Raw genomic sequence first — 20,835 nt, 5'->3', positions numbered from 1 at the left:
GGTTTTTCCCCTACCCGCCCCTTCCCGAAACTGGGGGCAAGCCCCCAGACCCCCGCAGCACGCGGCGCAGCCGCGTCAGGGACCGGCCCGAGGACGACAACCCTTGGAACAGATCACCTCCCCGCCCGCCCAGGACAACCGAATAGGCAGAGACTTCGGCTATCTGTGGTCCGCCAGTCTCATCGCGCCGCTCGGTGACGGCGCACTCGTCGCCGCCTTGCCGCTGGCCGCCAAGAGCCTCACCGACGACCCGCGGCTGATCTCCGGCGTCGCCTTCGCGTCCACCCTGCCCTGGCTGCTGCTGTCGGTGGTCGGCGGGGCGCTCGTGGACCGGATGGACCGGCGGCGGATCATGCTCGGCGCACAGATCGCGCAGGCGCTGCTGGTGGCGGTCATCGCCGTCCTCGTCTCCAGCGGCCTCACGCGGATCTGGATGCTGTTCCTGCTGCCGTTCGGCGTGGCCTCCGCCGAGGTGCTGTTCACCACGGCCAGTCAGACCGTCATCGCCGCCGTCGTGCCGGAACGCCATCTGGAGCGGGCCAACGGCAGGCTGGTGGCGAGCGAGACGGTGGCCCGCGAGTTCGCCGGACCGCCGCTCGGCGCGGCCCTGTTCGCGTTCGCCGCGCCGCTGCCGTTCTGGCTGAACAGCCTCACCTTCGCCCTGTCCGTCCTGCTCATCCAGCGCATCCGCACCCCCGCCCGGGAGCCGCGCCCGGCGGACGGTCAGAAGCTGTCCGCCGAGATCGCCGCGGGGCTGCGCTGGCTGCTGCGCCACCGGCTGCTGCGCACGCTGTCTCTGGTCGCGGGCGCGGCGATGTTCTGCGAGGCGATGGCGCTGTCGACGCTCGTGCTGTTCGCCCACGACGAGCTGCACGTGGGCGACCGCGGCTACGGCGTCCTGCTGGCGGCCATGGCGATCGGCGGGGTCATCGGCGGGATGGTCGGCGGCCGCGTCGTCGCCCGCGTCGGCCCCCGGCTGACGGCCATCGGGGCGCAGACCGCCTGCTCGCTGATGTGGCTCGCGATCGGCCTGGTGGGCCGCAGCCCGGTCACCGTCGTGGCGCTGTTCACCGTCTTCTCCGTCAGCGTCTCCCTGTGGGTCGTGGTGGTGCAGTCCGTACGCCAGAGGCTGGTCCCCGCCGAACTGCTCGGCCGGGTGTCGGGCGCCGCCCGCATGCTCACCTGGGGTGCCATGCCGCTCGGCTCGCTCGTCGGCGGCTTCGTCGCCAACTCCTTCGGCCTGGTCTCCCCCTGGCTCGTCGGAGGCACCCTCTCCCTGCTCGTCACCCTGATCGCCCTGCCCGCCCTGATCCGCTGGGACCACTGACCGAACGCCGGACACCACCACTTGGGGAACGCCACCGTGAACGCACAGTCATCCGGGCAGGACACTGCCCCGCTGCTCCTCGTCCTCAACCGGTTCGACGACGAATTCGGCGAGTACCACCGCTTCGTGCCGCCCGGCAGCTTCCGGCTGGCCTATCTGGCCACCGCCGACGCCCTCGCGCCCCTCGACCGGGACGGCGCCGTCGAGACCGCCGTGGTCGAGGACATGGCGTACGAGACGCTGCTGCCCGTCGCCCGCCGCATCGTCGAGGCGCACGGCCCGCTCGCCGGGATCATCGGGCTGTCGGAGTTCGACCTGATCACCGCCGCCCGGCTGCGGGAGGCGCTGGACGCGCCGGGCCGGAAGACGGAGTACGTCCTGCGGTTCCGCGACAAGACGCGGATGAAGCGCTGGATCCGGATGGCCGGGGTGCGCGCGCCGAAGTACCGTGCGCTGGACCTCGGTTCGCATGCCGAGTCCCTCGCCGACGAGCTCGGCCTGCCGCTGATCCTCAAGCCGCGCGACGGCGCCTCGGCCAAGGGCGTGCTGCTCGTGCGCGCCGAGCGCGAGCTGGAGGAGGCCCTGGAGACCGTCGACCGCGACGGCTACGAGGCGGAGGAGTACGTCGAGGGCGCCATCCACCACGTGGACGGAATCCGCCGCGACGGACGCTTCCACTTCGCCACCGCCTCCGCGTACGTCAACACCTGCCTGGACTTCACCCGTGGCCTGCCGCTCGGCTCGGTGCTCATCGACCCGGGCCCGCGGCGCGACGCGCTGCTGGGCTTCGCCGCGGACTGCCTGGACGCCCTGGAGCTGTGGGACGGCCCGTTCCACCTGGAGGTGATCGTCGACTCCGCGGGTGAGCACGTGTTCCTGGAGGTGGGTCTGCGGCCGGGCGGGGCCGGAGTGCCGTTCCTCCACCGCGACATCTTCGGCATCGACCTCTACGCCGAGTCCGTGCGCGCGGCGGTCGGCCTGCCCCCGATGACCCCGCCGGCCGAGCTCACCCACCCCGGCCCCGGGGTCGGCGGCGGCTGGCTGGTCTTCCCCGAGCCGAGGCCGTGGCCGCAGCGCCTCGTCAGCCGCAACTCCCTGGTCGAGGCGATACCCGAGTTCTACGGCGAGGCGCTCCCGGCCCCCGGGCAGGTCTTCGACGGCGAGGGCGGCTACGACCACGCGGGCGGCCGCTTCCTGCTGCGCGGGCCCGACGAGGCGACCGTGCGCCGCGCGGTGCTGGAGGGCATCGCCCGCTACCGGCTGGAGACCACGGCCGTGACCCCCGCCGTGGCCCAATGAGCGACGGCACCCTGCGGGTCCGCCTCGGCATGCCGTCCGCGATCGACCCCGGCACCGCCTTCGAACACGACGGCGCGCTGATCGCGGGCGTCATCGCCGACCCCCTCGTGGACTGCGACCCGGCCACCGGCCGGCTCGCCCCCGCCGCCGCGAGCAGCTGGCAGGTGGCGCCGGACGGGCTCTCCGTACGCTTCACGCTCCGCCCCGGCGTGCGCTTCCACCACGGGCGCGAGGTGACCGCCGAGGACTACCGCTACGCGCTCTCCCGCGTGGCCGCCCCGCAGACCGGCTCCGAACTGGCCGGACACCTCGCAGTGGTGGAGGGGTACGACGACGTGCGGGCGGGCCGGAGCGCGCGGCTCAGCGGGGTGCGCGTCCTCGGGAGGCTGCTGCTGGAGATCCGGCTGACCGGGCCCTTCCACGACATCGCGGCCGTCTTCAGCCACCGGGCGACCGCGCCCGTGCCCGCCGAACTGGCCGAGGCGGACCCCGCCGGGTTCGCCCTGCACCCGGTCAGCAACGGCCCGTACCGCCTGACGGAGCCCTGGCGGCCGGGCGAGGACCTGACGGTCGAGCGGTTCGACGGCTACTACGCCGCCAACGCCGCGCACCCGGCCGGCGGAGCCGGGCAGTCCGCGCGGATCACCTTCCGTACGGACGCCGATCTGGCCACGGGGCACGAGGAGTTCCTGCGGGGCGAGGTCGACGTGACCGAGGTGCCGCCGACCGTGATCGAAGCGGCGGCACGTGAGGGCGGTCCGCGCTTCCGCGTCACACCCAACCCCATGGTCACCTTCCTCGCCTTCCCCACGGCCGTCGCGCCCTACGACGATCCGGTGGTGCGGCGGGCGGTGGCCATGTGCGTGGACCGCTCGGCGATCGGCCGCACGCACTTCGCGGACACGCGCCCGGTGGCCCACCGGCTCCTGCCACCGGTCCTGGACCCGTCGGGCCCGCTCCCGGACGTCATCCCCTACGACCCCGCCGGGGCGCGCCGCCTCCTCGCCTCACGGGGCGCCGCGCCGCCCTCGCGCTTCGTCTTCCGCTATCCGGCGGGGCAGGGGCACGAGGGGTGGGCCGCGGATCTTGCGGCTGGGGTGGGGGCGGGGCTGGGCATCCCGGCTGCGGCCGTGCCGGCCGAGCGGTCCTCTTTCCTGTCCGAACTTCCGCGCTCGGACGGGCCGTTCCGGCTGAACTGGCAGGTCGACTATCTGTCGGCGGACAGCGCGGTGGCTCCGCTGCTGCGGTTCGTGGGCTACGGGGAGGGTGCGGTCGAGCGGTTGCTCGCGCGGGGGCGGGGGGTGGCTGACGCGGCTTCCCGTGTGCGGGTGTATCGGGAGGCGGAGCGTCTGCTTCTTTCTTCGTTGCCGGTGTTTCCTTTGTGGGAAGGGGCGTTGTATCACCTGGTGGGCGAGCGGGTTGCTTCGCGGGGGGCGGTGAACGATGTGTTCGGGGAGCCGGTCCTTCGGGGGATGGCGGTGTGATTTCCCCAGCCCCGCCCCTTCCCGAAACTGGGGCGCTGCCCCAGACCCCGGACCGCGCTTCGCGCGGTGTCCTCAAACGCCGGACGGGCTGAAATCAGCCCGTCCGGCGTTTGAGGACGCGCCCGCAGGGCGCTCCCGCCGCAGGCGGAGCCGTCCTCACGCCACCGAGACCGGCGCCTCCGACCTCGCCCACGTCCCCAGGGCGATCTCCGCCGTGATCCCCGGGCCGAACCCCGCGATGACCCCCCGCGCGCCGTCCTCCGCCCCGCCGTCCTGGAACAGCCGCTCCAGCGCGTCGAAGATGACCGCGGAGGCGATGTTGCCCCGCTCCGTGAGCGTGGCACGGCTGTAGCGGAACATCTCCGGGGGGAGGTCGAGGTAGGTGCAGAGGTCGTCCAGGATTCTGGGGCCGCCGGCGTGGACGATGTAGAAGTCGAGGCCGGACATGTCCCAGTCGTACGGCTCGGCCATGGCCCGCATCGCGGGGGCGAGCATGGCCATCGTGCCGGGCACCCGCTTGTCGAGCATGAAGTGGAAGCCGGTGTCGCGGACGCCGTAGGAGATCCAGTCCTCGGTGTCGGGCACCAGGTGGGAGCCGTTGCGCTCCAGCCGGACGCCGTCGCCGCCCTCGCCCCGGACGACGGCCGCCGCGAGGGCGTCGCCGAAGAGGCCGTTGGACAGGAGGTTGCCGACGCCGAGGTCGGTCGGCTGGTAGCAGAGCGAGCAGAACTCGCAGGAGACGATCAGCACGTTCGACGCCGGATAGGCCGTGCAGAAGTCATGGGCGCGGTTGATGGCCGCGCCCCCCGCGGCGCAGCCGAGCTGGGCGATGGGCAGCTGCCGGGTCTCGGACCGGAAGTCCATGGTGTTGATGATCCAGGCGGTCATCGACGGCATCATGAAGCCGGTGCACGAGACGTAGACGATGAGGTCGATGTCCCGGGTGGTGAGCTCGGCGTGGTCCAGGGCCTGCCGGATCACGTCGGGCACGCGGGACTTGGCCTCGATCTCGTAGAGGGCGTTGCGGGCGGTGAAGCCGGGGTGTTTGAGGGTGTCCTCGATGGGCTGCACCAGGTGCCGGGTCTGCACGCCGGTGTTGCCGATCAGCCGCAGGGCGAGGCCCAGCTGGGGGTGGTCGGCGTGCAGCGTGCGCGCCAGTTCCAGGGTTTGTTCCCGGGTGATGACGTAGTCGGGGACGGCGATGGACGGCCTGCACAGAGTTGCCATGATCCGCTCCTTACCAGGCGACCGGCAGGGCGAGCGGATAACGCCAGATCGAGACGGTGTTCCACTGCACCTCCTCCGCCGGTACGGCCAGCCGCAGTTCGGGAAAACGGTTGAGCAGGGTGCCGATGGAGACCTGGAGCACCATGCGGGCCATGTGGGAACCCAGGCAGTGGTGACTGCCGTATCCGAAGGCCATGTGGACCGCGGGGTCCTTGCGCTCGAAGTCCAGCTCGTCGGGGTGTTCGTAGATCATCTCGTCGCGGTTGGCGGTCAGATACGACACGTGGACCGTGTCGCCCGCCTCGATGGTCACCCCGTCGAGGTCGACGTCCTCCAGGGCCACCCGTGGGATGCCCACACCCTGACGGAACGGGATGAACCTCAGCAGCTCCTCGATGGCCTGCGGCAGGAGCTCGGGCCGCTCCCGCAGCTGGAGGAGGTGCTTGGGGTGAGTGAGCAGGGTGTAGATGATGTTGCTGATGTCGTAGGTGGTGGTGTCGTGGCCGGTGACGACCAGCAGCATGGCGAGCACGGCCAGCTCGTTCTCGTCGAGCATCTCGTCGCCGATGCGCGCGGTGGCGAGTGAACTGATCAGGTCGTCACCGGGGTTGCGCCGCCGCTCCTTGCCGAGCTCGCCGAAATAGGCCCGCAGGCCGGCCTTCGCCTCGGCCGCGGAGGCCTTGTCGGCGGCGGCCATGGACATCATGGCCATCGCCCAGGCACGCAGCTGCTTGCGGTCCTTCTCGGGGATGTCGAGCAGCTCGCAGATCGTCATCAGCGGGAGGCGGCCCGCGAGGTGGTCGGCGACATCGGCCGGGGCGCCGTGCGCCTCCATGCCGTCCAGCAGGGTGTCGACCGTCTTCTGGGTCCAGGGTCTGAGCTCCTCCACCTGCTTGGTGGTGAATGCCTTGACGATGAGCTTGCGCACGCGGTTGAGGTCGGGAGGATCCATGACGTTGATCGCCTCGGCCTGGACGATGGGCGCCGGGGTGATCCGCGGGAAGTCCATCCCGACCAGCGCGGCCCGGCTGAAGCGTCTGTCCGAGGTGACCGTCTGCACGTGGTCGTAACTCGTGACCAGCCAGCACCGGCCCTCGCCGTACGGCATGCGCACCCGGACGACGGGGGCCTCCGTCCGCATCCGCGTCATGAAGGGGTCCGGCTCCAGAGCCTCGTCATGTCGGAAGGGACAGCTTCGCACGGAGTCCGAAGTGGTCATCGCAGCACTCCCATTTGCCCAGGGCCCCGCCGATGGCGCGCCAGCCTATTTTCAGACCATGCCGCAATGGTCAGCACGCCACACACAAGCCCCCGCGATTCACCCGGATGATTGATTTCTCAGGGAATCACCGGCAACATCCCCCTCTCCACCATCTTTTTCCCCTTTACTTCGCCGCTTCCCTTTTCGCCTGCAATGAAGGGTTTCCCGGGGGCACCCCACCGGGTCCCCCGTTTGCCCCTTCCGGTTGCTCTCGAGCTGCGGATGCCCACGGATGCTTTTACAGTCGAATCCGGCATCACTGGACAAGTGATGACATTTCGCTGCAAGGAGACGCTCATGCTCGCTCAAGAAACGCTCCGACTCGTCGCAACCCCCTCCGAGGCGGCCGCCATCGGCACGCTGATGGTGGAACCTGAGGCCACGGTCAGCGATCCGCCACTCCCCGCACCCGAGGCGGCCGGCTTCCTGCTCGCGCTGCTCCTCCTGTCCCCCAAGGAGCCGAAGGAGCCGAAGGGCAAGTGAGCTCGCGGGCGGATTTCGCCGCGGCGGCCGATGATCTGGCGATCCGTGTCCTTGGTGCCCTCCGGGGCGCCAAGGACACGGCGCTCGTCGCCCGCCACATCGACAGTGCCCCCGACGCCCTGGCGGCCCTCGCCGCGATCCGGGTGATCGGGGCGGACACCTTCTCCCCGTACGTCCTGACCGACGCGGCCTTCCACGCCGAGGACGCGGCCGCGGTGGCGCGCTCCTTCGAGGCGTTCCCGCTGCCGGGCACCGGGCCCACGGCCCCCGTGGACGAGCGGACCGCCGCCTGGCGCGACTGGGCGACGGCACAACTGCTGGCCCGACTCGGCGGGAACGGCACCTGGCGGGTGGACGCCGCGCAGCCCGAGGGCGACGCCGCGCTCGCCGACACCGCGGACTGGCAGCGCTGGTCCGTGCGCATGGCCCAGCTGGCCACTCTCGCCACCCCCGGCCTCGACGGGCCGGTGCACGAGGCCGCCCGCGGCGCGGCCCTGCCGCTCTCCCGGGGCGTCACCCGCTCCGTCCTGCGCCGCGACTTCCCCACGGCGGTGCGCCTCATCCGCTGGCTGGCGTGGCTCGCCCACGAGGGCGTCCCGCTCCCGCTGGAACCGCTGCTCGCGCTCGAACACGTACGGCTGCTGGGCGGCGAGAGCCCGCGGACGGCCCTGGACCTGGCCGTCGCGCGCCACCTGCTCGAAGGACGGCACCACCAGGGCACGCAGGAGGTAGGGACATGACGGTTCCGGAGGCGGTGGCCACGGCGGCCCGCGGCATGGCGGACCGGGCCCTGTCCTGGCTGCACGCCAACCGCGCGCACGGTGCCCTCCCGGAAGGCACCACGGAGACGATCGCCGACCCCGACAGCGTCTACAAACCCCTCGGCGAGACCACCCTCGCCGCGTCCATCCTGCTGCGCGACGGCGTGGCCGGCGCGGGCCAACTGGTGGCGGCCCAAGCCCTGATGGACTTCACCTGGAAGCAGCTGCGCGAGGGCGACATGCTCTACGAGCGCCAGCTCCGGCACACCCTGATGACCGACCCGCTGGAGATGTACGCGCCCTTCGTCCGCTGCGGCTACCGCCACGCCGAGCTCGACCGGCTGCTGGCCCACCGCGCCCGGCTGCGCTCGGTGGACGGCGTCGAGCTGCTGCCCAACCGCCGGCTCGCCGTCGCCAACGCCGCCCGCGTCGCCGGGCTCGACCACGACGCCGACTGGGCGGCGCTCGCCCGCGCCACCTGGCTGGGGTCCACCCCGGAGCCCTGGGCGATCAACTGGATCACCGCCTACGCGATGACCCACACCGTCTTCCACCTCACCGACTGGGGAGGCCGCCCGCACGGCCTGCCGCCGGACCTCACCGCGTACGTACGGACCTGGCTGCCGGTGTGGATCGACATCTGGCGCGAGGTCGGACAGTGGGATCTGGTCGCGGAGCTGCTCATCGTCGGCGCCTCCCTGGACGAGCCCTACTGCGAGCCCTCGGACTGGGAAGCCATCGCCGCACTCCAGCACGAGGACGGTTTCGTGCCCCGGGACGCCGACCCCGTCGACGACGACCCCCACCAGCGGTTCAAGGACCACCAGCACACCGTGGTGGTCACCGCCGTCGCGGGCTCCATCGCGCTCGCCCGCGCGGCGCGCGAGCCGTGAGCAAGGCGCTCGACCGCACTCTCACGCCCCTGTTGGGCGCCGCCGACGGCGCACACGCCGTGGCCGTCGCGGCGGTGCGCGGCGAGGAGTGCGCGGTGCTGTGCCGGGGGCCCGCCGAACCCGGCACACGCTTCGAAGTCGGCTCGCTGACCAAGACGTTCACGGCACTGCTGCTCGCCGAGCTCGCCGCCCGCGGGGAGGTGCGCTACGACGACCCCGTCGACCGCTATCTGCCGCACGCCGTACTGGGCCCCCCGATCACCCTGCTCCACCTGGCCACCCACACCTCGGGGCTGCCCCGGCTGCCACCGGGGCTGATCGGCCGGGAGGCGCGCGCCGCCTGGTTCAGCAATCCCTACGCCGCCTTCACCTCCGCCGACCTGATGGCCGCCCTCCCCCGCACCCGGCTGCACCACGCCCCCGGCACCCGGGTGCGCTACTCCAACTACGGTGTGGGGCTGCTGGGTCACGTCCTGGCGCGTGCCGCGGGCAGGGACTACGCCGAGCTCCTCACCGAGCGCGTCCTCGCTCCGCTCGGCCTGTCCGACACCGACTGCGACCCGTACCGCCCGCAGGCCACCGGCCACTGGCACCGCAGGCCCCGGCCGCCCTGGCTCGTCCCCGGGCTGCCGGCCGCGGGTGCCCTGCGCTCCAGCGCCCGCGACCTGCTCCGCGTCCTGCTGGCCCTGCTCGACCCCGGGCACGCCGGACCATCCGGCATGCCGCCCACCCTCCGCACCGCGCTCGCCGACGTACAGCGCCCCCGGCTGGCCCTGCCCCGCACGGGCCATCGCGTCTGCCTCGTGTGGAACCTGCGCCCGCGCGGCGGCCGCCCGCTGCTCCATCACTCCGGCGGCACACGGGGGTTCACCGCCTTCGCCGGTTTCCTGCCCCGCTCCGGCTGCGCGATCGCGGCCCTGGCCGACACGTCGCCGACCCCGCTGGCGCCCTTCGTGCAGGCCGCGTACGGGGCGCTGTGCGCCCTGGACGGGTCAGACGTCGGCGATGTGCCGGGTGACGGTGTCCGCGAACTCCCGGGCGGAGGGCGAGAGAGCCGACCACTGCCGGGCGGCCCAGCCCACGTCCAGTGACGGGATGCCGCTGACGGGGATCAGCCGGACGCCGTCGCCGGACTGGCCGAACAGCCCCGGCACCGCCGGTATCAGCGCGTGCCCGAGCCCGAGCTCGGCGAGGAGCAGCGCGGTGTCCCAGTCGGTGGCCCGGGTCGTGGTGGCGCGCGCCGGGAGGCCGTGCTCGCCCAGATAGTGCTCCACCTGCCGGCCCGAACTCGTCCCGGCCGGCGGCCGGATGAGCCGCGTCCGGGCCAGGTCCTCGGCGCGCAGAGCGGTCTCCCGTGCGAGCGGGTCGTCGGGCCGCACGGCCAGCACCCAGTCCAGGCTGACGACCGGCCGCTGTTCGACGCCCTGGGCGTCGTCCTCGGGGGCGATGGTCACCCAGGCGAGGTCGACGGAACCGGCCCGCAGCACGTCCAGGCAGCGGCCGCTGGACCGCTCGGTGTGGAACTCCAGTCCCACCTCCGGGAACGCGCGGCTGAAGTCCTTGATGGCCGGGCCCAGGAAGTTCCGGATCGTCGTGGCACCGGTGGCGATGACGACCCCGCCGCCGCGGCCCGTACGCAGCTCGTCGAGCAGCCGCAGTCCTTCGGACAGCGCGGTGAGGCTGTCCGAGGCGGCACGCCGCAGGACGCGGCCGGCCGGAGTGGGCACGACGCCGCGCGGCCGGCGCTCCATCAGCGGGAGGCCGACCTCCTTCTCCAGGCGGCGCACGTGCTGGCTCACCGCCGACTGCGTGCAGTTCATCTCCCGGGCCACGGCGCTGAGGTTGCGGGCCTCACACACCATGACGAACACCTTCAGGTCGTCGAGTGTCATGGTTCGACCCTAAGGGTTTTCTTGGGTGTGTAGGGGCAACTCTTAGGATTGACTGGGTGACTGATGTGGCGACATCATCTGGGGCGACGGCGGCAACCTGGGAGCGGCCTTTCGGCTCCGAGCATGCGCGGAGGCGGCGCGACGTACCGCGACCGGGTGCCGACCGTTCCGCTTGCGGCTTCCCCGGTCCGTTCTCAGCCGGAGGAGTCCCGCCCCAGCACCGGTACCGCGCGCAGCAGTTGCTGCGTGTACGCGTGCTTCGGGTCGTTCCAGACGGAGTCGACAGTGCCGCTCTCCACCACGCGGCCCCGCCTCATCACGAGCACGTCGTCGCACAGGTACCGGATCACGCCGAGGTCGTGCGACACCACGCACAGACCCATCCCCCGCTCCTGTGTCACCGTCCTCAGCACGTCGAGGATCTGTGCCCGCACCGACACGTCGAGCGCGCTGACCGGTTCGTCGGCCAGCAGCACGGAGGGCTCCGGGGCGAGTGCGCGGGCGATGGCGACGCGCTGGCGCTGGCCGCCCGAGAACTGGTGGGGGTAGCGGCCCGCCGCGTCCTCGCGCAGGCCCACCGCGGCGAGCAGTTCCGCGACCCGCCCGGCGGAGGCGGCGCCGCGCAGGGGCTCCGCGACGATGTCCCGTACGCGCATCCGTGGGTCGAGCGAGCCCATGGGGTCCTGGAAGACGACCTGGAGGCCCTCCCGGCCCGCGCCGTCCACCGTGCCCGACGTCGGCCGGTCCAGCCCGGCGAGCAGGCGCAGCAGCGTCGTCTTCCCGGAGCCCGACTCCCCGACGACGCCGAGCCGCCGTCCGGCGCGCAGTTCCAGGCCGACGTCCTCCAGCGCGGTGACGTGGGCGCGCGACGCGAAGGGGTGGGCGCGCGGGAGGGCGTAGCGGCGGGTCAGGCCCCGGGCGGTGAGCAGCACCCGGCCGGCCTCCCGGGGCGCCTCCCGCCGCGGCGGTACGGCCCCGGCCGGGGCGCCGCCGGTCCGGGGGTACCAGCAGGCGACGGTGCCGCCCGCCGCGACGGCGACGGGCTCGGGGCGTACGGCGCACGCGTCGTCCGCGTACACGCAGCGGTCCCGGAAGACGCAGCCTTCCGGCAGCGCACCGGGCGCGGGCACGGTGCCGGGGATCGACCGCGGGCGGGCGCCGGGCGAGAGGTCGCAGGCGGCGAGGAGTGCCTCGGTATACGGGTGTGCCGGGCGGGACAGCACCCGCCGCACGGGGCCGCTCTCCACGACGCGCCCTCCGTACATCACGAGCACCCGGTGGCACACCGAGCCGACGAGCGCGAGGTCGTGGCTGATGTAGAGCACCGCCGTGCCGCGCTCCTCGGACAGGCCGGTGATCACCTCGACGATGTCCTTCTGCACGGTGACGTCGAGGGCGGTGGTCGGTTCGTCGCAGATCAGCAGGGCCGGGTCGTTGGCGAGGGCGATGCCCAGCACGCCGCGCTGCCGCTGGCCGCCGGAGAGCTGGTGGGGGTAGGCGCGTGCGGTGCGGGCGGGGTCGGGCAGCCGCAGCCGTTCCAGGAGGCCGACGGTCGTGTCCCGCGCGGCGGCGCGCTCCCTGCGGGTCCCGTGCAGCCGCAGGGTCTCGGCGATCTGCGGGCCGACGCGCATCACGGGGTTGAGGGCGGTCATCGGCTCCTGGAAGACCATTCCGGCGAGCTTGCCCCGTACGGTCGACAGGTCGCGGTCGGAGGCGCCCACGAGGTCGAAGGGCACGCCGTCGAGCCGGGCGCCGCCGGTGGCCCGCAGTCCGTCGTCGAGGAGGCCGAGCAGGGCGAGGGCGGTGAGGGTCTTGCCGGAGCCGGACTCGCCGATGATGCCGAGGCGTTCGCCGCGTGCGAGGGAGAAGGTGATGTCGCGCACGAGCGGCACGCCGCCCGCGGTCACGCCCAGCCCGGTGACCTCCAGCAGGGGCGCGGTGGTCATCGGACTCCTTCGAGCGTGGGGTCGAAGCGGTCCCGCAGCCCGTCGCCGAAGAGGTTGAGGCCGAGGACGGCGGCGGCGACGGCGAGCCCGGGCCACAGGCACAGCTCCGGCTTCGAGAACAGCAGCTCCTGGGAATCCAGCAGCATGCGTCCCCAGGAAGGCGTGGGCGGCGGGGTGCCGAGGCCCAGGTAGGACAGGGCCGCCTCGGCGAGCACGGCGGTGGCGAAGGCGACGGACACCTGCACGATGACGACGTCCCGGATGTTCGGCAGCACGTGCCGCCAGGCGATGGCCGTACGGGTGCGCCGGGCGATCCGGGCCGCGTCGATGTACTCGGCGGCCATCACGCGCAGCGTGGCCGCCCGGCTCACCCGGGCGAAGCCGGGCGCCGAGGCGATGCCGATGGCGGTCATCGCGGTGAGCGTGCTGGTGCCGTGGACGGCGGCCAGCATGATGGCCAGCAGCAGCGCGGGGAAGGCCAGCAGGAAGTCGCTCACCCGCATCACCAGTGCGCCGAGGGCCCCGCCGGACATCCCGGCGGCGACGCCCATCGGCACCCCGAGCACCGCCGCGAAGCCGACGGCCACCACCCCGACGAAGACGGTGGTGCGGGCCCCGGTCATCAGCCGGCTGGCGACGTCCCTGCCGAACTGGTCGGTGCCCAGCAGGTGTTCGCCGCCGGGCGGTGCCAGCCGGTGGGCCGCGTCGACGTGCAGGGGGTCGTAAGGGGTCCACAGCAGGGAGAGCAGCGCGGCGGCCAGGACGAGGGCGACCAGGGCGCCGCCGGCCGTGAGCGTGGCACGGTGTCTCATCAGCGGCTCCGCAGCCTGGGGTCGAGCAGGTGGTAGAGCAGGTCGGTGACGACGTTCACCACGAGCACCGCCACCACGAGGACGATCACCACGCCCTGCACGAGCAGCAGGTCGCGGTCGGCCACGCCCTGGAGGAGCAGGTCGCCGAGGCCGGGGACGACGAAGACGCGCTCCACGACGACGGCTCCGACGAGCACCGTGCTCAGCTGGAGGCCGAGCACGGTGAGCACGGGGACGGCCGCGTTGGGCAAGCCGTGCCGCCACAGGGCGGCGCGGCGGCGCCTGCCCTTGGCGCGGGCGGTGCGCAGGAAGTCCTGGTGCAGGACGGTCAGCACGGCGGAGCGTACGTAGCGGGTGAGGACGGCGCCCTGCACCAGGCCGAGCGACAGGCACGGCAGGACGAGGTGGCGGGCCCATTCCCCGGGGTCCTCGGCGAACGGCGTGTATCCCCCTGCGGGCAGGGCACCGGCGCGGACGGCGAAGACGTAGACGAGGAGGATGCCCGCGAGGAAGGCCGGTACGGCGATGCCGGCCTGGCTGAGCGCGGACAGCAGCGTCCCGGCGGCCTTGCGGTGCCAGGCGGCGGCCAGCACCCCCGCCGGCAGCGCGAGGACGACGGCCACGGCCATGCCGCCCAGGGCCAGCCAGCAGGTGACGCCCAGGCGGTCGGTGATCCGGGGGCCGATGAGGTCGTGGGTGACGTAGGAGGTGCCGAAGTCGCCGTGCAGCAGCCCCTGTGCCCAGTCGAGGTACTGCGCGGCCAGGGGCCGGTCGGTGCCGAACTCGTGCCGCAGCGCCGCCACCGCGTCGGGGATGGCGTTGGTGCCGAGGGCCACCTCGGCGGGGTCGCCCGGCAGCGCGGTCAGGAAGGCGAAGACCACGAAGCTCGCTATCACCGCGCTGATCAGCAGCGAGGCGAACTTGCGCAGCAGCAGCCTCACTTCTCGGCGCCGCTCTTGGCCCAGCGGACGCCGGTGAGCTCGAAGCCCTCGCCGACCTGGTTGACGGGCAGGCCGGTGAGGTTCTTGTCGGCCACCATCAGATTGGGCATCAGATAGAGCCAGTCGGCGGCCGCGTCGTCGGACAGCAGCCGTGCCGCCTCGCGGTAGCGGGCGGTCTCGTCCGCCGGCTTCCCGGCGTCGCCCTCCTTGAGGAGCTTGCCGAACTCGGGGTTGTCGTAGTGGAAGTAGTAGCCGCTGTCGGCGAAGGTCCACAGGTCGCGCGGCTCGGCGTGGTCGATGATCGACATGTCGTAGTCGCCCTTGGTGAAGACCTCCGACAGCCAGCGCGCGGGGAACTCCAGCGGCTCGATCGCCGCCTTCAGCCCGACCTGGTCGAGCTGGGACTTCACGACCTGCGCGGCGGAGACGGCGTACGGCAGATTGGGCACCCGCAGCCGCAGGCTCCGCCCCTCCGCGCCCGCGTCCTTCAGCAGCTGCCTCGCCTTGGCCGGGTCGTACGGGTAGCGGCCGGTGAGGTCCTCGTACCAGGGGTCGGTGGGGGTGGCCATGGTGCCGATGAGCTTGCCGTGGCCAAAGCGGGCGGTGTCGACGAGCGCCTTGTGGTCGATGGCGTAGCGGACGGCCTGCCGGACGCGCTTGTCCTTGAACGGCTCGCGGGCGTTGTTCATCGACAGGACCACCTCGCCGGTGGAGGTGCCCTCGATGGTCTGGAAGCGGTTGGTGTCGGCGAAGCGGGAGAGCGACTCGGGGGCCTGGACCGTGCCGAGGACGTCGACGCCGTGGGTGAGCATGGCGTTGCTCATCGCCCCGGCGTCCTTGAAATACTTCAGGGTCACCTTGCTCAGCTGAGGTTTGGTGCCCCAGTAGGAGGCGTTGCGGTCGAGGACGATGCGCTCGCCCCGGCGGCGCTCGCCGAGCTCGAACGGGCCGGTGCCCACAGGGTGGTTGGCGAGGTCGCTCACCCCGGTGCGGCTGAACATCGCGCCGACGCGCTCGGTCATCGAGAACAGCCAGCCGTTGCTGGGGCGGCCGAGGGTGACCTTGACGGTGTGGTCGTCGGTCTTCTCCGCCTTGTCGACCACGTCCATCTGGCGGGCGATCTTCAGCTTCCAGTCCTTCTTGACGCGGTCGATCGAGAACACGACGTCATCGGCGGTGAAGTCGGCGCCATTGGTGAACTTCACGCCCTGGCGGAGGTGGAAGGTGTACGTCCGGCCGTCGTCGGAACGCTCGTACCGCTCGGCGAGCTGCGGCTGGATCCTGCCCTGCTGGTCGAGGCGGACCAGCCCTTCGTAGACGCTGCCCAGCATGGCCTGGGGAATGGCCGCGCCGTCGGTGGTGGTGAAGTCCAGGCTCGCGGGCTCGGCGATGAGCCCCACGGACAGGGTGTCGGCGGCGCCGGAAGCGGACGATCCGCCCCCGGAACCGCATCCGGCCAGCACGCCCCCGAGCAGGGCCGAGCCGGCCACGAGGACGGACAATCGCTTCGACCTGGTCACTGTTTCTCCGTCGCTGTGCCGGTCGTCGACTCGACGCCGGCGCGGCGCCGGTCGCACTGTCTCCGCACGGACTTGGAATCGGTGGCCCTCGGGGGGAACGATTCCATGGCGTGGTGGGGCACGCCATGGGTCTGGGGCGGAGGTGATCGAGTTCACGCGAGTGGGGCAACTTGCGTGTGGGGGTGGCGGGTTGTCGCCTGCGGGCGCGTGGTCGCCTGCGGCGGGCTGTTCCCCTGCCCCGCCCCTTCCCGGCTGCGTCTGATGCGCGGCTCCGCCGCGTGGGGGGCTCCGCCGCGTGGGGGGCTCCGCCCCAGACCCCTGACCGCGCTTCGCGCGGTGTCCTCAAACGCCGGACGGGCTGGAATTCACGGACCGTGGCTCGTAAGCCTGCGGGCCGCAGGAATGGGGTACGGTCCGCACATTCAGCCCGTCCGGCGTTTGAGGACGCGCACGCTGGGGGCACCTCCCAGCGGTAGCTGGGGGAGCTCCCGCCGCAGGCGGCGAACCGGCCCGCAGCCGGGGGCCTGGGGCACGCGCCCCAGTCTCGGGAAGGGGCGGGGTGGGGAACAAAGCGCCGCAGGCGCCAACCGGCACCGCGGCGGAGCCGCACATCAGATGCAGTCGGGAAGGGGAGGGGTGGGGCAAGCGCCGCGCTACCCCAGAGCGATCGCCGTCACGACCAGACCGTCCGCCGCCAGCCACCGCCCCCTGAAGCCGTCCAAGCGGATCCCCCCGACCACCGGCCCCGGCACCAGCAGGCGCGCCGAGAACGTGCCACCCGCCGCGTCGAAGGAGAGCTCCGCCTCGCTGAAGTCGAGTTCCTGGGCGGTGAGGGGATACCACGTCTTGAAGACGCTCTCCTTCGCGCTGAAGAGCATCCGGTCCCAGGACACCTCCGGCCGCAGCGCGGCCAGTTCGGACAGTTGTGCACGCTCGGCCGGAAGGGATATCGCGTCGAGCACGCCGTTGGGCAGCGGAGCGTCCGGTTCGGCGTCGATGCCTATGGAGACCGCGTCGGCCGACCGCGCCACGACGGCGGCGCGATAGCCCTCGCAGTGCGTCATGCTGCCGACCACACCGGCGGGCCAGCCGGGCGCGCCGCGCCGGTTGGGGAGCAGGGGCCCGGGGGCCAGGCCGAGCCGGCCCAGCGCCTTGCGCGCGCAGACCCGTACGGTCGCGAACTCGCCCTTCCGCTTGGGCACCGCGCGCACCACGTGGGCTGCCTCCTCGGGGAGGAGGAGGTGGGAGACGTCGGCGGGCAGCGGGCCGAAGTCCTCCTCCGCGACCGTCGCGTGCGGCAGGATGCGCTCGATCACCAGGACGCTCCTCGCCGCTCGCCGGCCGGGCGGGGCAGGATCTGCCGCAGGGGTTCGCGCGGGGGGCGCGGGCGCCACTCGCGGGGATAGCCGACCGAGACCTCCTCGAAGCGGACTCCGTCGTGCCAGGTGACGCGGGGGATGTGCAGGTGGCCGTAGACCACGGCCGCCGCGCGGAACCTTCGGTGCCAGTCGGCGGTCAGCTCGGTGCCGCACCACTGGGCGAAGTCGGGGTAGCGCAGGATCTCCGTGGGGTGCCGCAGCAGCGGCCAGTGGTTGATGAGGACCGTCCGGTGGGCGGGGTCGACGGCGGCGAGCCTGCCCTCCGTGTACTCCACGCGCGCCCGGCACCAGTCGTCGCGCCCCGGATAGGGGTCCGGGTGCAGGAAGTGCTCGTCGGCGCAGACCACTCCCGCCTCGTACGCGCGGCGCAGCGACTCCTCCTTGGAGTGGGCGCCCGGCACGCGGAAGGAGTAGTCGTAGAGCACGAAGAGGGGGGCCACGGCCACCGGGCCGCCCTCGCCCCGCCAGACCGGATAGGGGTCCTCCGGGGTGGCGATGCCCAGGCTCCGGCACAGCTCCACGAGGTGCAGATAGCGCTTCTCGCCGCGCAGGTCGACGGGGTCCTTGGGGTGGGTCCACAGCTCGTGGTTCCCCGGCGCCCAGACGACCTTGGCGAAGCGGTCGGCGAGGAGGCCGAGGGCCCACTCGATGTCGGCGTACTTCTCGGCGACGTCACCGGCGACGATCAGCCAGTCGTCGTCCGATCTCGGCCGCAGCTGTTCGACGAGAGAGCGATTTTCCTTGTAGACGACGTGCAGGTCACTGACCGCGAGCAAGCTTCCGTTGGGCACCGTGATGTCCTCCCCGGTCACCGAAACTAATCGATCATCCGTCCGGAAGGAAGTGTTCACGGCCCTTTCCACCCCTCCGGGTCACTTCGCCCGGCGGAACACCGAACGCGCCCACCAGTAGCCGGCCGCCGTCAGACCGAGGCACCACGCGACGGCCGCGATCCCGCTGCTGCCTATGGACGTGCCCATCAGCAGGCCACGCAGCGTCTCGATGACCGGCGTGAACGGCTGGTACTCGGCGAACCAGCGCAGCCCCGTGGGCATGGACTCCGGCGGGACGATGGCGCTGCCCACGAAGGGGAGGAACTGGAACGGCAGGGGGATGTTGCTGGCCGACTCGGGGTTCCTGGCGACCAGGCCGATCGCGGCCGACAGCCAGGTGAGCGCGAACGTGAGCAGCGTGAGGAGCCCCGCTGCCGCGAGCCACTCGGCCGGCCCCGCGCTCGGGCGGAAGCCCATGAGCAGCGCGACCCCGACGACGGCCGCGATGCTGACCAGTGTCTGGATCACGCTGCCGACGACGTGTCCGGTCAGGAACGACGCGCGGGAAATCGCCATCGTGCGGAAGCGGTTGACGATGCCCTCGGTCATGTCGACGGACACCCCGACCGCCGTGGCCAGGGCCCCGGACGTCGCGGCCATCAGGATGATCCCGGGGGCGACGTAGTCGATGTACGCGGTGCTTCCGGCGGAGCCGCCTACGCCGTTGCCGAGGGCGCCGCCGAAGACGTAGGTGAAGAGCAGCAGCATGACCACGGGCATCGCGATGACCGAGACCGTCATGGTGGGGTAGCGCAGGGCGTGCTTGAGGTTGCGCCGCAGCATCGTCATCGAGTCGCTGACGGCGTAGGACATCGTGGTCATCGGACCGCCTCCTCGGCGGAGTTGCCGGTCAGGGTGAGGAAGACGTCGTCGAGGTCGGGGGTGTGCATCGTGAGCGATTCCGCCTCGATCGAGGCGGCCTCGAGGATGTCGAGGACGGCGCGCAGCGTGAGGACGCTGCCGTCGCTGGGGACGCGCAGGGTGAGCGTCTCCTCGTCGCGCGTCCCCGCGCCGAAGCGGGTGGCCGCCGCGTCGAGTACGCCCAGGTCGGCGAACCGCAGCTGGATGTGGCCGCCGGGGATCCGGCGCTTCAGCTCTTCCGCGGTGCCCTCGGCGACCAGCCGCCCGTGGTCCAGGACGGCGATGCGGTCGGCGAGTTGGTCGGCCTCCTCCAGATACTGCGTCGTCAGGAAGATGGTGACGCCCTCGTCGGCGACCAGGCCGCGGATGATCTCCCACATCGTGCGGCGGCTGCGCGGGTCGAGGCCGGTGGTCGGCTCGTCGAGGAAGATCACGCGCGGGGCGCCGACCAGCGTCATGGCGAGGTCGAGCTTGCGCCGCATGCCGCCCGAGCAGGTGCTCGCGGGCTTCTTCGCCACGTCGGTCAGGTCGAAGCGGCGCAGCAGTCCGGCGGCGCGGCGCCGCCCTTCGCGGCGGTCCAGGTGGTGCAGGTCCGCCATGAGGGTCAGGTTCTCCTCGGCGGTCAGCAGGTTGTCCACGGCGGAGAACTGGCCGGTGACGCCGATCGCGGCGCGCACGGCGTCCGCTTCGCGGGTCAGGTGGTGTCCCGCGACGCGCACCTCGCCGGCGTCGGCGGGGATGAGCGTGGAGAGGATCTGCACGGTGGTGGTCTTGCCCGCGCCGTTGGGGCCGAGGAGGGCGAAGACCGTGCCCTCGGCGATGTGCAGGTCGAGGCCGTCGAGCACCTTTTTGTCGCCGTAGGACTTCATCAGGCCCGTGGCGGTGATCGCCGCAGGAGACGTCATGGCGGTCGGTTCCCTTCTGTGGGAAGGGGGCCGGGAGCGGCCCCCGGGAGAGCGCGCTGGGTGGTCAGGAGCGGTGGATCACGATGTCGCCGACCGAGGTGCGGGCGTGCACCTCGACGGTCTCCTCGCCGTCCTCGGGGCCGTCGGCCGGGCCGAGGGAGTTGCGCACGGTGCCGACGCCGGTGCTCACGTCGAGCCAGGCGGCGGTGGAGTGCCGGATGCCGATCTCGAGGTCGCCGGAGGCGCCCTGGAGCGTGACCTTCCCGCGTGCCACTTCGCCGATGCGGATGGTGCCGTTGGCGGACTTGGCCTCGACCCCGCCGTGTGCGACGCCGACGGAGATGGCGCCGTTGGCCGAGCGTGTCACCAGGTCTCCGGTGATCTCGCCGATCTCCGTGTCGCCGTTGCCGTTCTTGACCGACGCCGTGCCGGTGATCTCGCCGATCTCGATCCGGCCCGCTCCGACGATGTCGGCGTCGCCCGCCACGCGGGCCACGCGGATGTCGCCGTGGCTGGTCCTCAGGTCGGCGGTGGCCACCTGGGCGACCTGGATGTCACCGAGCGAGGTCTTGAGCCGGCAGTCCCCGAGGACGCCCTCGCAGATGAGGTCCGCCATGGGCGCGAAGCCCTGGACGTCCGATCCGGCCGGCAGCTCGACGGTCAGCTCGACCGCCCCGCTCTTGCCGAACACGGAGCGCTTCCTGGGCGCCTTCACCAGCAACTTGCCGCCCGCGAAGGTGACTTTGGTCTGCTGCGCGACCCGGACGTCCTCCGCCTTGGCGGAGTTGCCCGGCAGCACCTCGACGACGGTGTCCGTGCGCTTGCCGGCGACGATCCGGGCGATGCCGGCGTCGAATTCGAAGATGACGGAGATGGGTCCGGGTGTGTCGAAAGTTGGCATGGCTGTCCCGTCCTGGTGGCTCGTGTACGTCTCTGTGTCCCCGCGCCCGGCGGGGGTGGTGACCCCCGCGGCTCGCGGGGTGATGAGAAGTGGTGCCCGGCGCCCTGGAG

The 20,835-nt window shown here is 72.4% G+C and carries 19 protein-coding genes; 7 read left to right on the top strand and 12 right to left on the bottom strand.

Going from position 1 to position 20,835, the window contains the following annotated elements:
* Positions 1-103 precede the first annotated feature (103 nt).
* The 3 genes from ACFY1P_RS25740 to ACFY1P_RS25730 are packed head-to-tail and all read left to right on the top strand — an operon-like array spanning position 104 to position 4,110.
* Entirely contained in the window at positions 104-1,327 is a 1,224-nt protein-coding gene (locus ACFY1P_RS25740) for an MFS transporter (RefSeq protein ID WP_361528831.1), read from the top strand.
* Between the two features lie 36 nt (positions 1,328-1,363).
* Positions 1,364-2,626, top strand: coding sequence for an acetyl-CoA carboxylase biotin carboxylase subunit family protein (locus ACFY1P_RS25735; protein WP_390751990.1), 1,263 nt, complete (start codon positions 1,364-1,366; stop codon positions 2,624-2,626).
* Entirely contained in the window at positions 2,623-4,110 is a 1,488-nt protein-coding gene (locus ACFY1P_RS25730; RefSeq protein WP_390751989.1) for an ABC transporter substrate-binding protein, read from the top strand. Before ACFY1P_RS25735 ends, ACFY1P_RS25730 begins: the two co-directional genes overlap by 4 nt.
* Before the next feature lie 156 nt (positions 4,111-4,266).
* Here ACFY1P_RS25730 and ACFY1P_RS25725 read toward each other — a convergent pair whose 3' ends face one another.
* On the bottom strand, positions 4,267-5,337 hold the full coding sequence (locus ACFY1P_RS25725) for a type III polyketide synthase (RefSeq protein WP_361529683.1): 1,071 nt from the start codon (positions 5,335-5,337) through the stop codon (positions 4,267-4,269).
* A gap of 10 nt (positions 5,338-5,347) precedes the next feature.
* A complete protein-coding gene (locus ACFY1P_RS25720) occupies positions 5,348-6,556 on the bottom strand; it encodes a cytochrome P450 (protein WP_390751988.1) in 1,209 nt (402 codons plus the stop codon).
* A gap of 339 nt (positions 6,557-6,895) precedes the next feature.
* Between ACFY1P_RS25720 and ACFY1P_RS25715 the strand changes: the two genes are divergently transcribed.
* From ACFY1P_RS25715 to ACFY1P_RS25700, 4 genes are read left to right on the top strand one after another with little or no spacing between them, the layout of a single operon-like run.
* On the top strand, positions 6,896-7,081 hold the full coding sequence (locus ACFY1P_RS25715; RefSeq protein ID WP_361529689.1) for a hypothetical protein: 186 nt from the start codon (positions 6,896-6,898) through the stop codon (positions 7,079-7,081).
* The gene (locus ACFY1P_RS25710) at positions 7,078-7,821 is read left to right on the top strand and encodes a hypothetical protein (protein WP_361529692.1); all 744 of its coding nucleotides are present in this window, start codon (positions 7,078-7,080) and stop codon (positions 7,819-7,821) included. The genes ACFY1P_RS25715 and ACFY1P_RS25710 overlap by 4 nt, the downstream gene beginning before the upstream one ends.
* Positions 7,818-8,735, top strand: a complete 918-nt coding sequence (locus ACFY1P_RS25705) for a DUF6895 family protein (protein ID WP_361529695.1) — start codon at positions 7,818-7,820, stop codon at positions 8,733-8,735. Before ACFY1P_RS25710 ends, ACFY1P_RS25705 begins: the two co-directional genes overlap by 4 nt.
* On the top strand, positions 8,732-9,826 hold the full coding sequence (locus tag ACFY1P_RS25700) for a serine hydrolase domain-containing protein (RefSeq protein ID WP_390751987.1): 1,095 nt from the start codon (positions 8,732-8,734) through the stop codon (positions 9,824-9,826). Before ACFY1P_RS25705 ends, ACFY1P_RS25700 begins: the two co-directional genes overlap by 4 nt.
* Here ACFY1P_RS25700 and ACFY1P_RS25695 read toward each other — a convergent pair.
* From ACFY1P_RS25695 to ACFY1P_RS25650, 10 genes are all read right to left on the bottom strand, one after another.
* The gene (locus ACFY1P_RS25695; protein ID WP_390751986.1) at positions 9,728-10,627 is read right to left on the bottom strand and encodes a LysR substrate-binding domain-containing protein; all 900 of its coding nucleotides are present in this window, start codon (positions 10,625-10,627) and stop codon (positions 9,728-9,730) included. The genes ACFY1P_RS25700 and ACFY1P_RS25695 overlap by 99 nt on opposite strands.
* A gap of 194 nt (positions 10,628-10,821) precedes the next feature.
* Positions 10,822-12,573, bottom strand: a complete 1,752-nt coding sequence (locus ACFY1P_RS25690; protein WP_390751985.1) for a dipeptide ABC transporter ATP-binding protein — start codon at positions 12,571-12,573, stop codon at positions 10,822-10,824.
* A complete protein-coding gene (locus ACFY1P_RS25685) occupies positions 12,570-13,385 on the bottom strand; it encodes an ABC transporter permease (protein WP_361529707.1) in 816 nt (271 codons plus the stop codon). The genes ACFY1P_RS25690 and ACFY1P_RS25685 overlap by 4 nt, the downstream gene beginning before the upstream one ends.
* A complete protein-coding gene (locus ACFY1P_RS25680) occupies positions 13,385-14,326 on the bottom strand; it encodes an ABC transporter permease (protein ID WP_390751984.1) in 942 nt (313 codons plus the stop codon). Before ACFY1P_RS25680 ends, ACFY1P_RS25685 begins: the two co-directional genes overlap by 1 nt.
* The gene (locus tag ACFY1P_RS25675; RefSeq protein ID WP_390751983.1) at positions 14,323-15,846 is read right to left on the bottom strand and encodes an ABC transporter substrate-binding protein; all 1,524 of its coding nucleotides are present in this window, start codon (positions 15,844-15,846) and stop codon (positions 14,323-14,325) included. The genes ACFY1P_RS25680 and ACFY1P_RS25675 overlap by 4 nt, the downstream gene beginning before the upstream one ends.
* 653 nt (positions 15,847-16,499) lie before the next feature.
* Positions 16,500-17,162 (bottom strand): 4'-phosphopantetheinyl transferase, encoded by a 663-nt coding sequence (locus ACFY1P_RS25670; protein WP_390751982.1) that lies wholly within the window; start codon positions 17,160-17,162, stop codon positions 16,500-16,502.
* Entirely contained in the window at positions 17,159-18,016 is an 858-nt protein-coding gene (locus ACFY1P_RS25665; protein WP_361529734.1) for a metallophosphoesterase, read from the bottom strand. The genes ACFY1P_RS25670 and ACFY1P_RS25665 overlap by 4 nt, the downstream gene beginning before the upstream one ends.
* Before the next feature lie 81 nt (positions 18,017-18,097).
* Positions 18,098-18,880 (bottom strand): ABC transporter permease, encoded by a 783-nt coding sequence (locus ACFY1P_RS25660; RefSeq protein ID WP_361529716.1) that lies wholly within the window; start codon positions 18,878-18,880, stop codon positions 18,098-18,100.
* Positions 18,877-19,824, bottom strand: a complete 948-nt coding sequence (locus ACFY1P_RS25655; protein ID WP_361529719.1) for an ATP-binding cassette domain-containing protein — start codon at positions 19,822-19,824, stop codon at positions 18,877-18,879. The genes ACFY1P_RS25660 and ACFY1P_RS25655 overlap by 4 nt, the downstream gene beginning before the upstream one ends.
* Before the next feature lie 64 nt (positions 19,825-19,888).
* Complete coding sequence (locus ACFY1P_RS25650) at positions 19,889-20,725, bottom strand: DUF4097 domain-containing protein (RefSeq protein ID WP_390751981.1); 837 nt, start codon at positions 20,723-20,725, stop codon at positions 19,889-19,891.
* Positions 20,726-20,835: the final 110 nt, after the last annotated feature.

Source organism: Streptomyces sp. NPDC001407 (assembly GCF_042895325.1).
Classification (GTDB): domain Bacteria; phylum Actinomycetota; class Actinomycetes; order Streptomycetales; family Streptomycetaceae; genus Streptomyces.
The sequence above is the reverse complement of the archived record's forward strand: the minus strand, read 5'-3'. Positions and strand labels throughout refer to the sequence as shown.

What these genes read in the sequence shown, in the direction of transcription:
- ACFY1P_RS25695 (WP_390751986.1), bottom strand. Translation starts at nt 10,627, where the DNA reads ATGACACTCGACGACCTGAAGGTGTTCGTCATGGTGTGTGAGGCCCGC.
- ACFY1P_RS25705 (WP_361529695.1), top strand. Translation starts at nt 7,818, where the DNA reads ATGACGGTTCCGGAGGCGGTGGCCACGGCGGCCCGCGGCATGGCGGAC.
- ACFY1P_RS25730 (WP_390751989.1), top strand. Translation starts at nt 2,623, where the DNA reads ATGAGCGACGGCACCCTGCGGGTCCGCCTCGGCATGCCGTCCGCGATC.
- ACFY1P_RS25650 (WP_390751981.1), bottom strand. Translation starts at nt 20,725, where the DNA reads ATGCCAACTTTCGACACACCCGGACCCATCTCCGTCATCTTCGAATTC.
- ACFY1P_RS25715 (WP_361529689.1), top strand. Translation starts at nt 6,896, where the DNA reads ATGCTCGCTCAAGAAACGCTCCGACTCGTCGCAACCCCCTCCGAGGCG.
- ACFY1P_RS25660 (WP_361529716.1), bottom strand. Translation starts at nt 18,880, where the DNA reads ATGACCACGATGTCCTACGCCGTCAGCGACTCGATGACGATGCTGCGG.
- ACFY1P_RS25720 (WP_390751988.1), bottom strand. Translation starts at nt 6,556, where the DNA reads ATGACCACTTCGGACTCCGTGCGAAGCTGTCCCTTCCGACATGACGAG.
- ACFY1P_RS25685 (WP_361529707.1), bottom strand. Translation starts at nt 13,385, where the DNA reads ATGAGACACCGTGCCACGCTCACGGCCGGCGGCGCCCTGGTCGCCCTC.
- ACFY1P_RS25725 (WP_361529683.1), bottom strand. Translation starts at nt 5,337, where the DNA reads ATGGCAACTCTGTGCAGGCCGTCCATCGCCGTCCCCGACTACGTCATC.
- ACFY1P_RS25690 (WP_390751985.1), bottom strand. Translation starts at nt 12,573, where the DNA reads ATGACCACCGCGCCCCTGCTGGAGGTCACCGGGCTGGGCGTGACCGCG.
- ACFY1P_RS25655 (WP_361529719.1), bottom strand. Translation starts at nt 19,824, where the DNA reads ATGACGTCTCCTGCGGCGATCACCGCCACGGGCCTGATGAAGTCCTAC.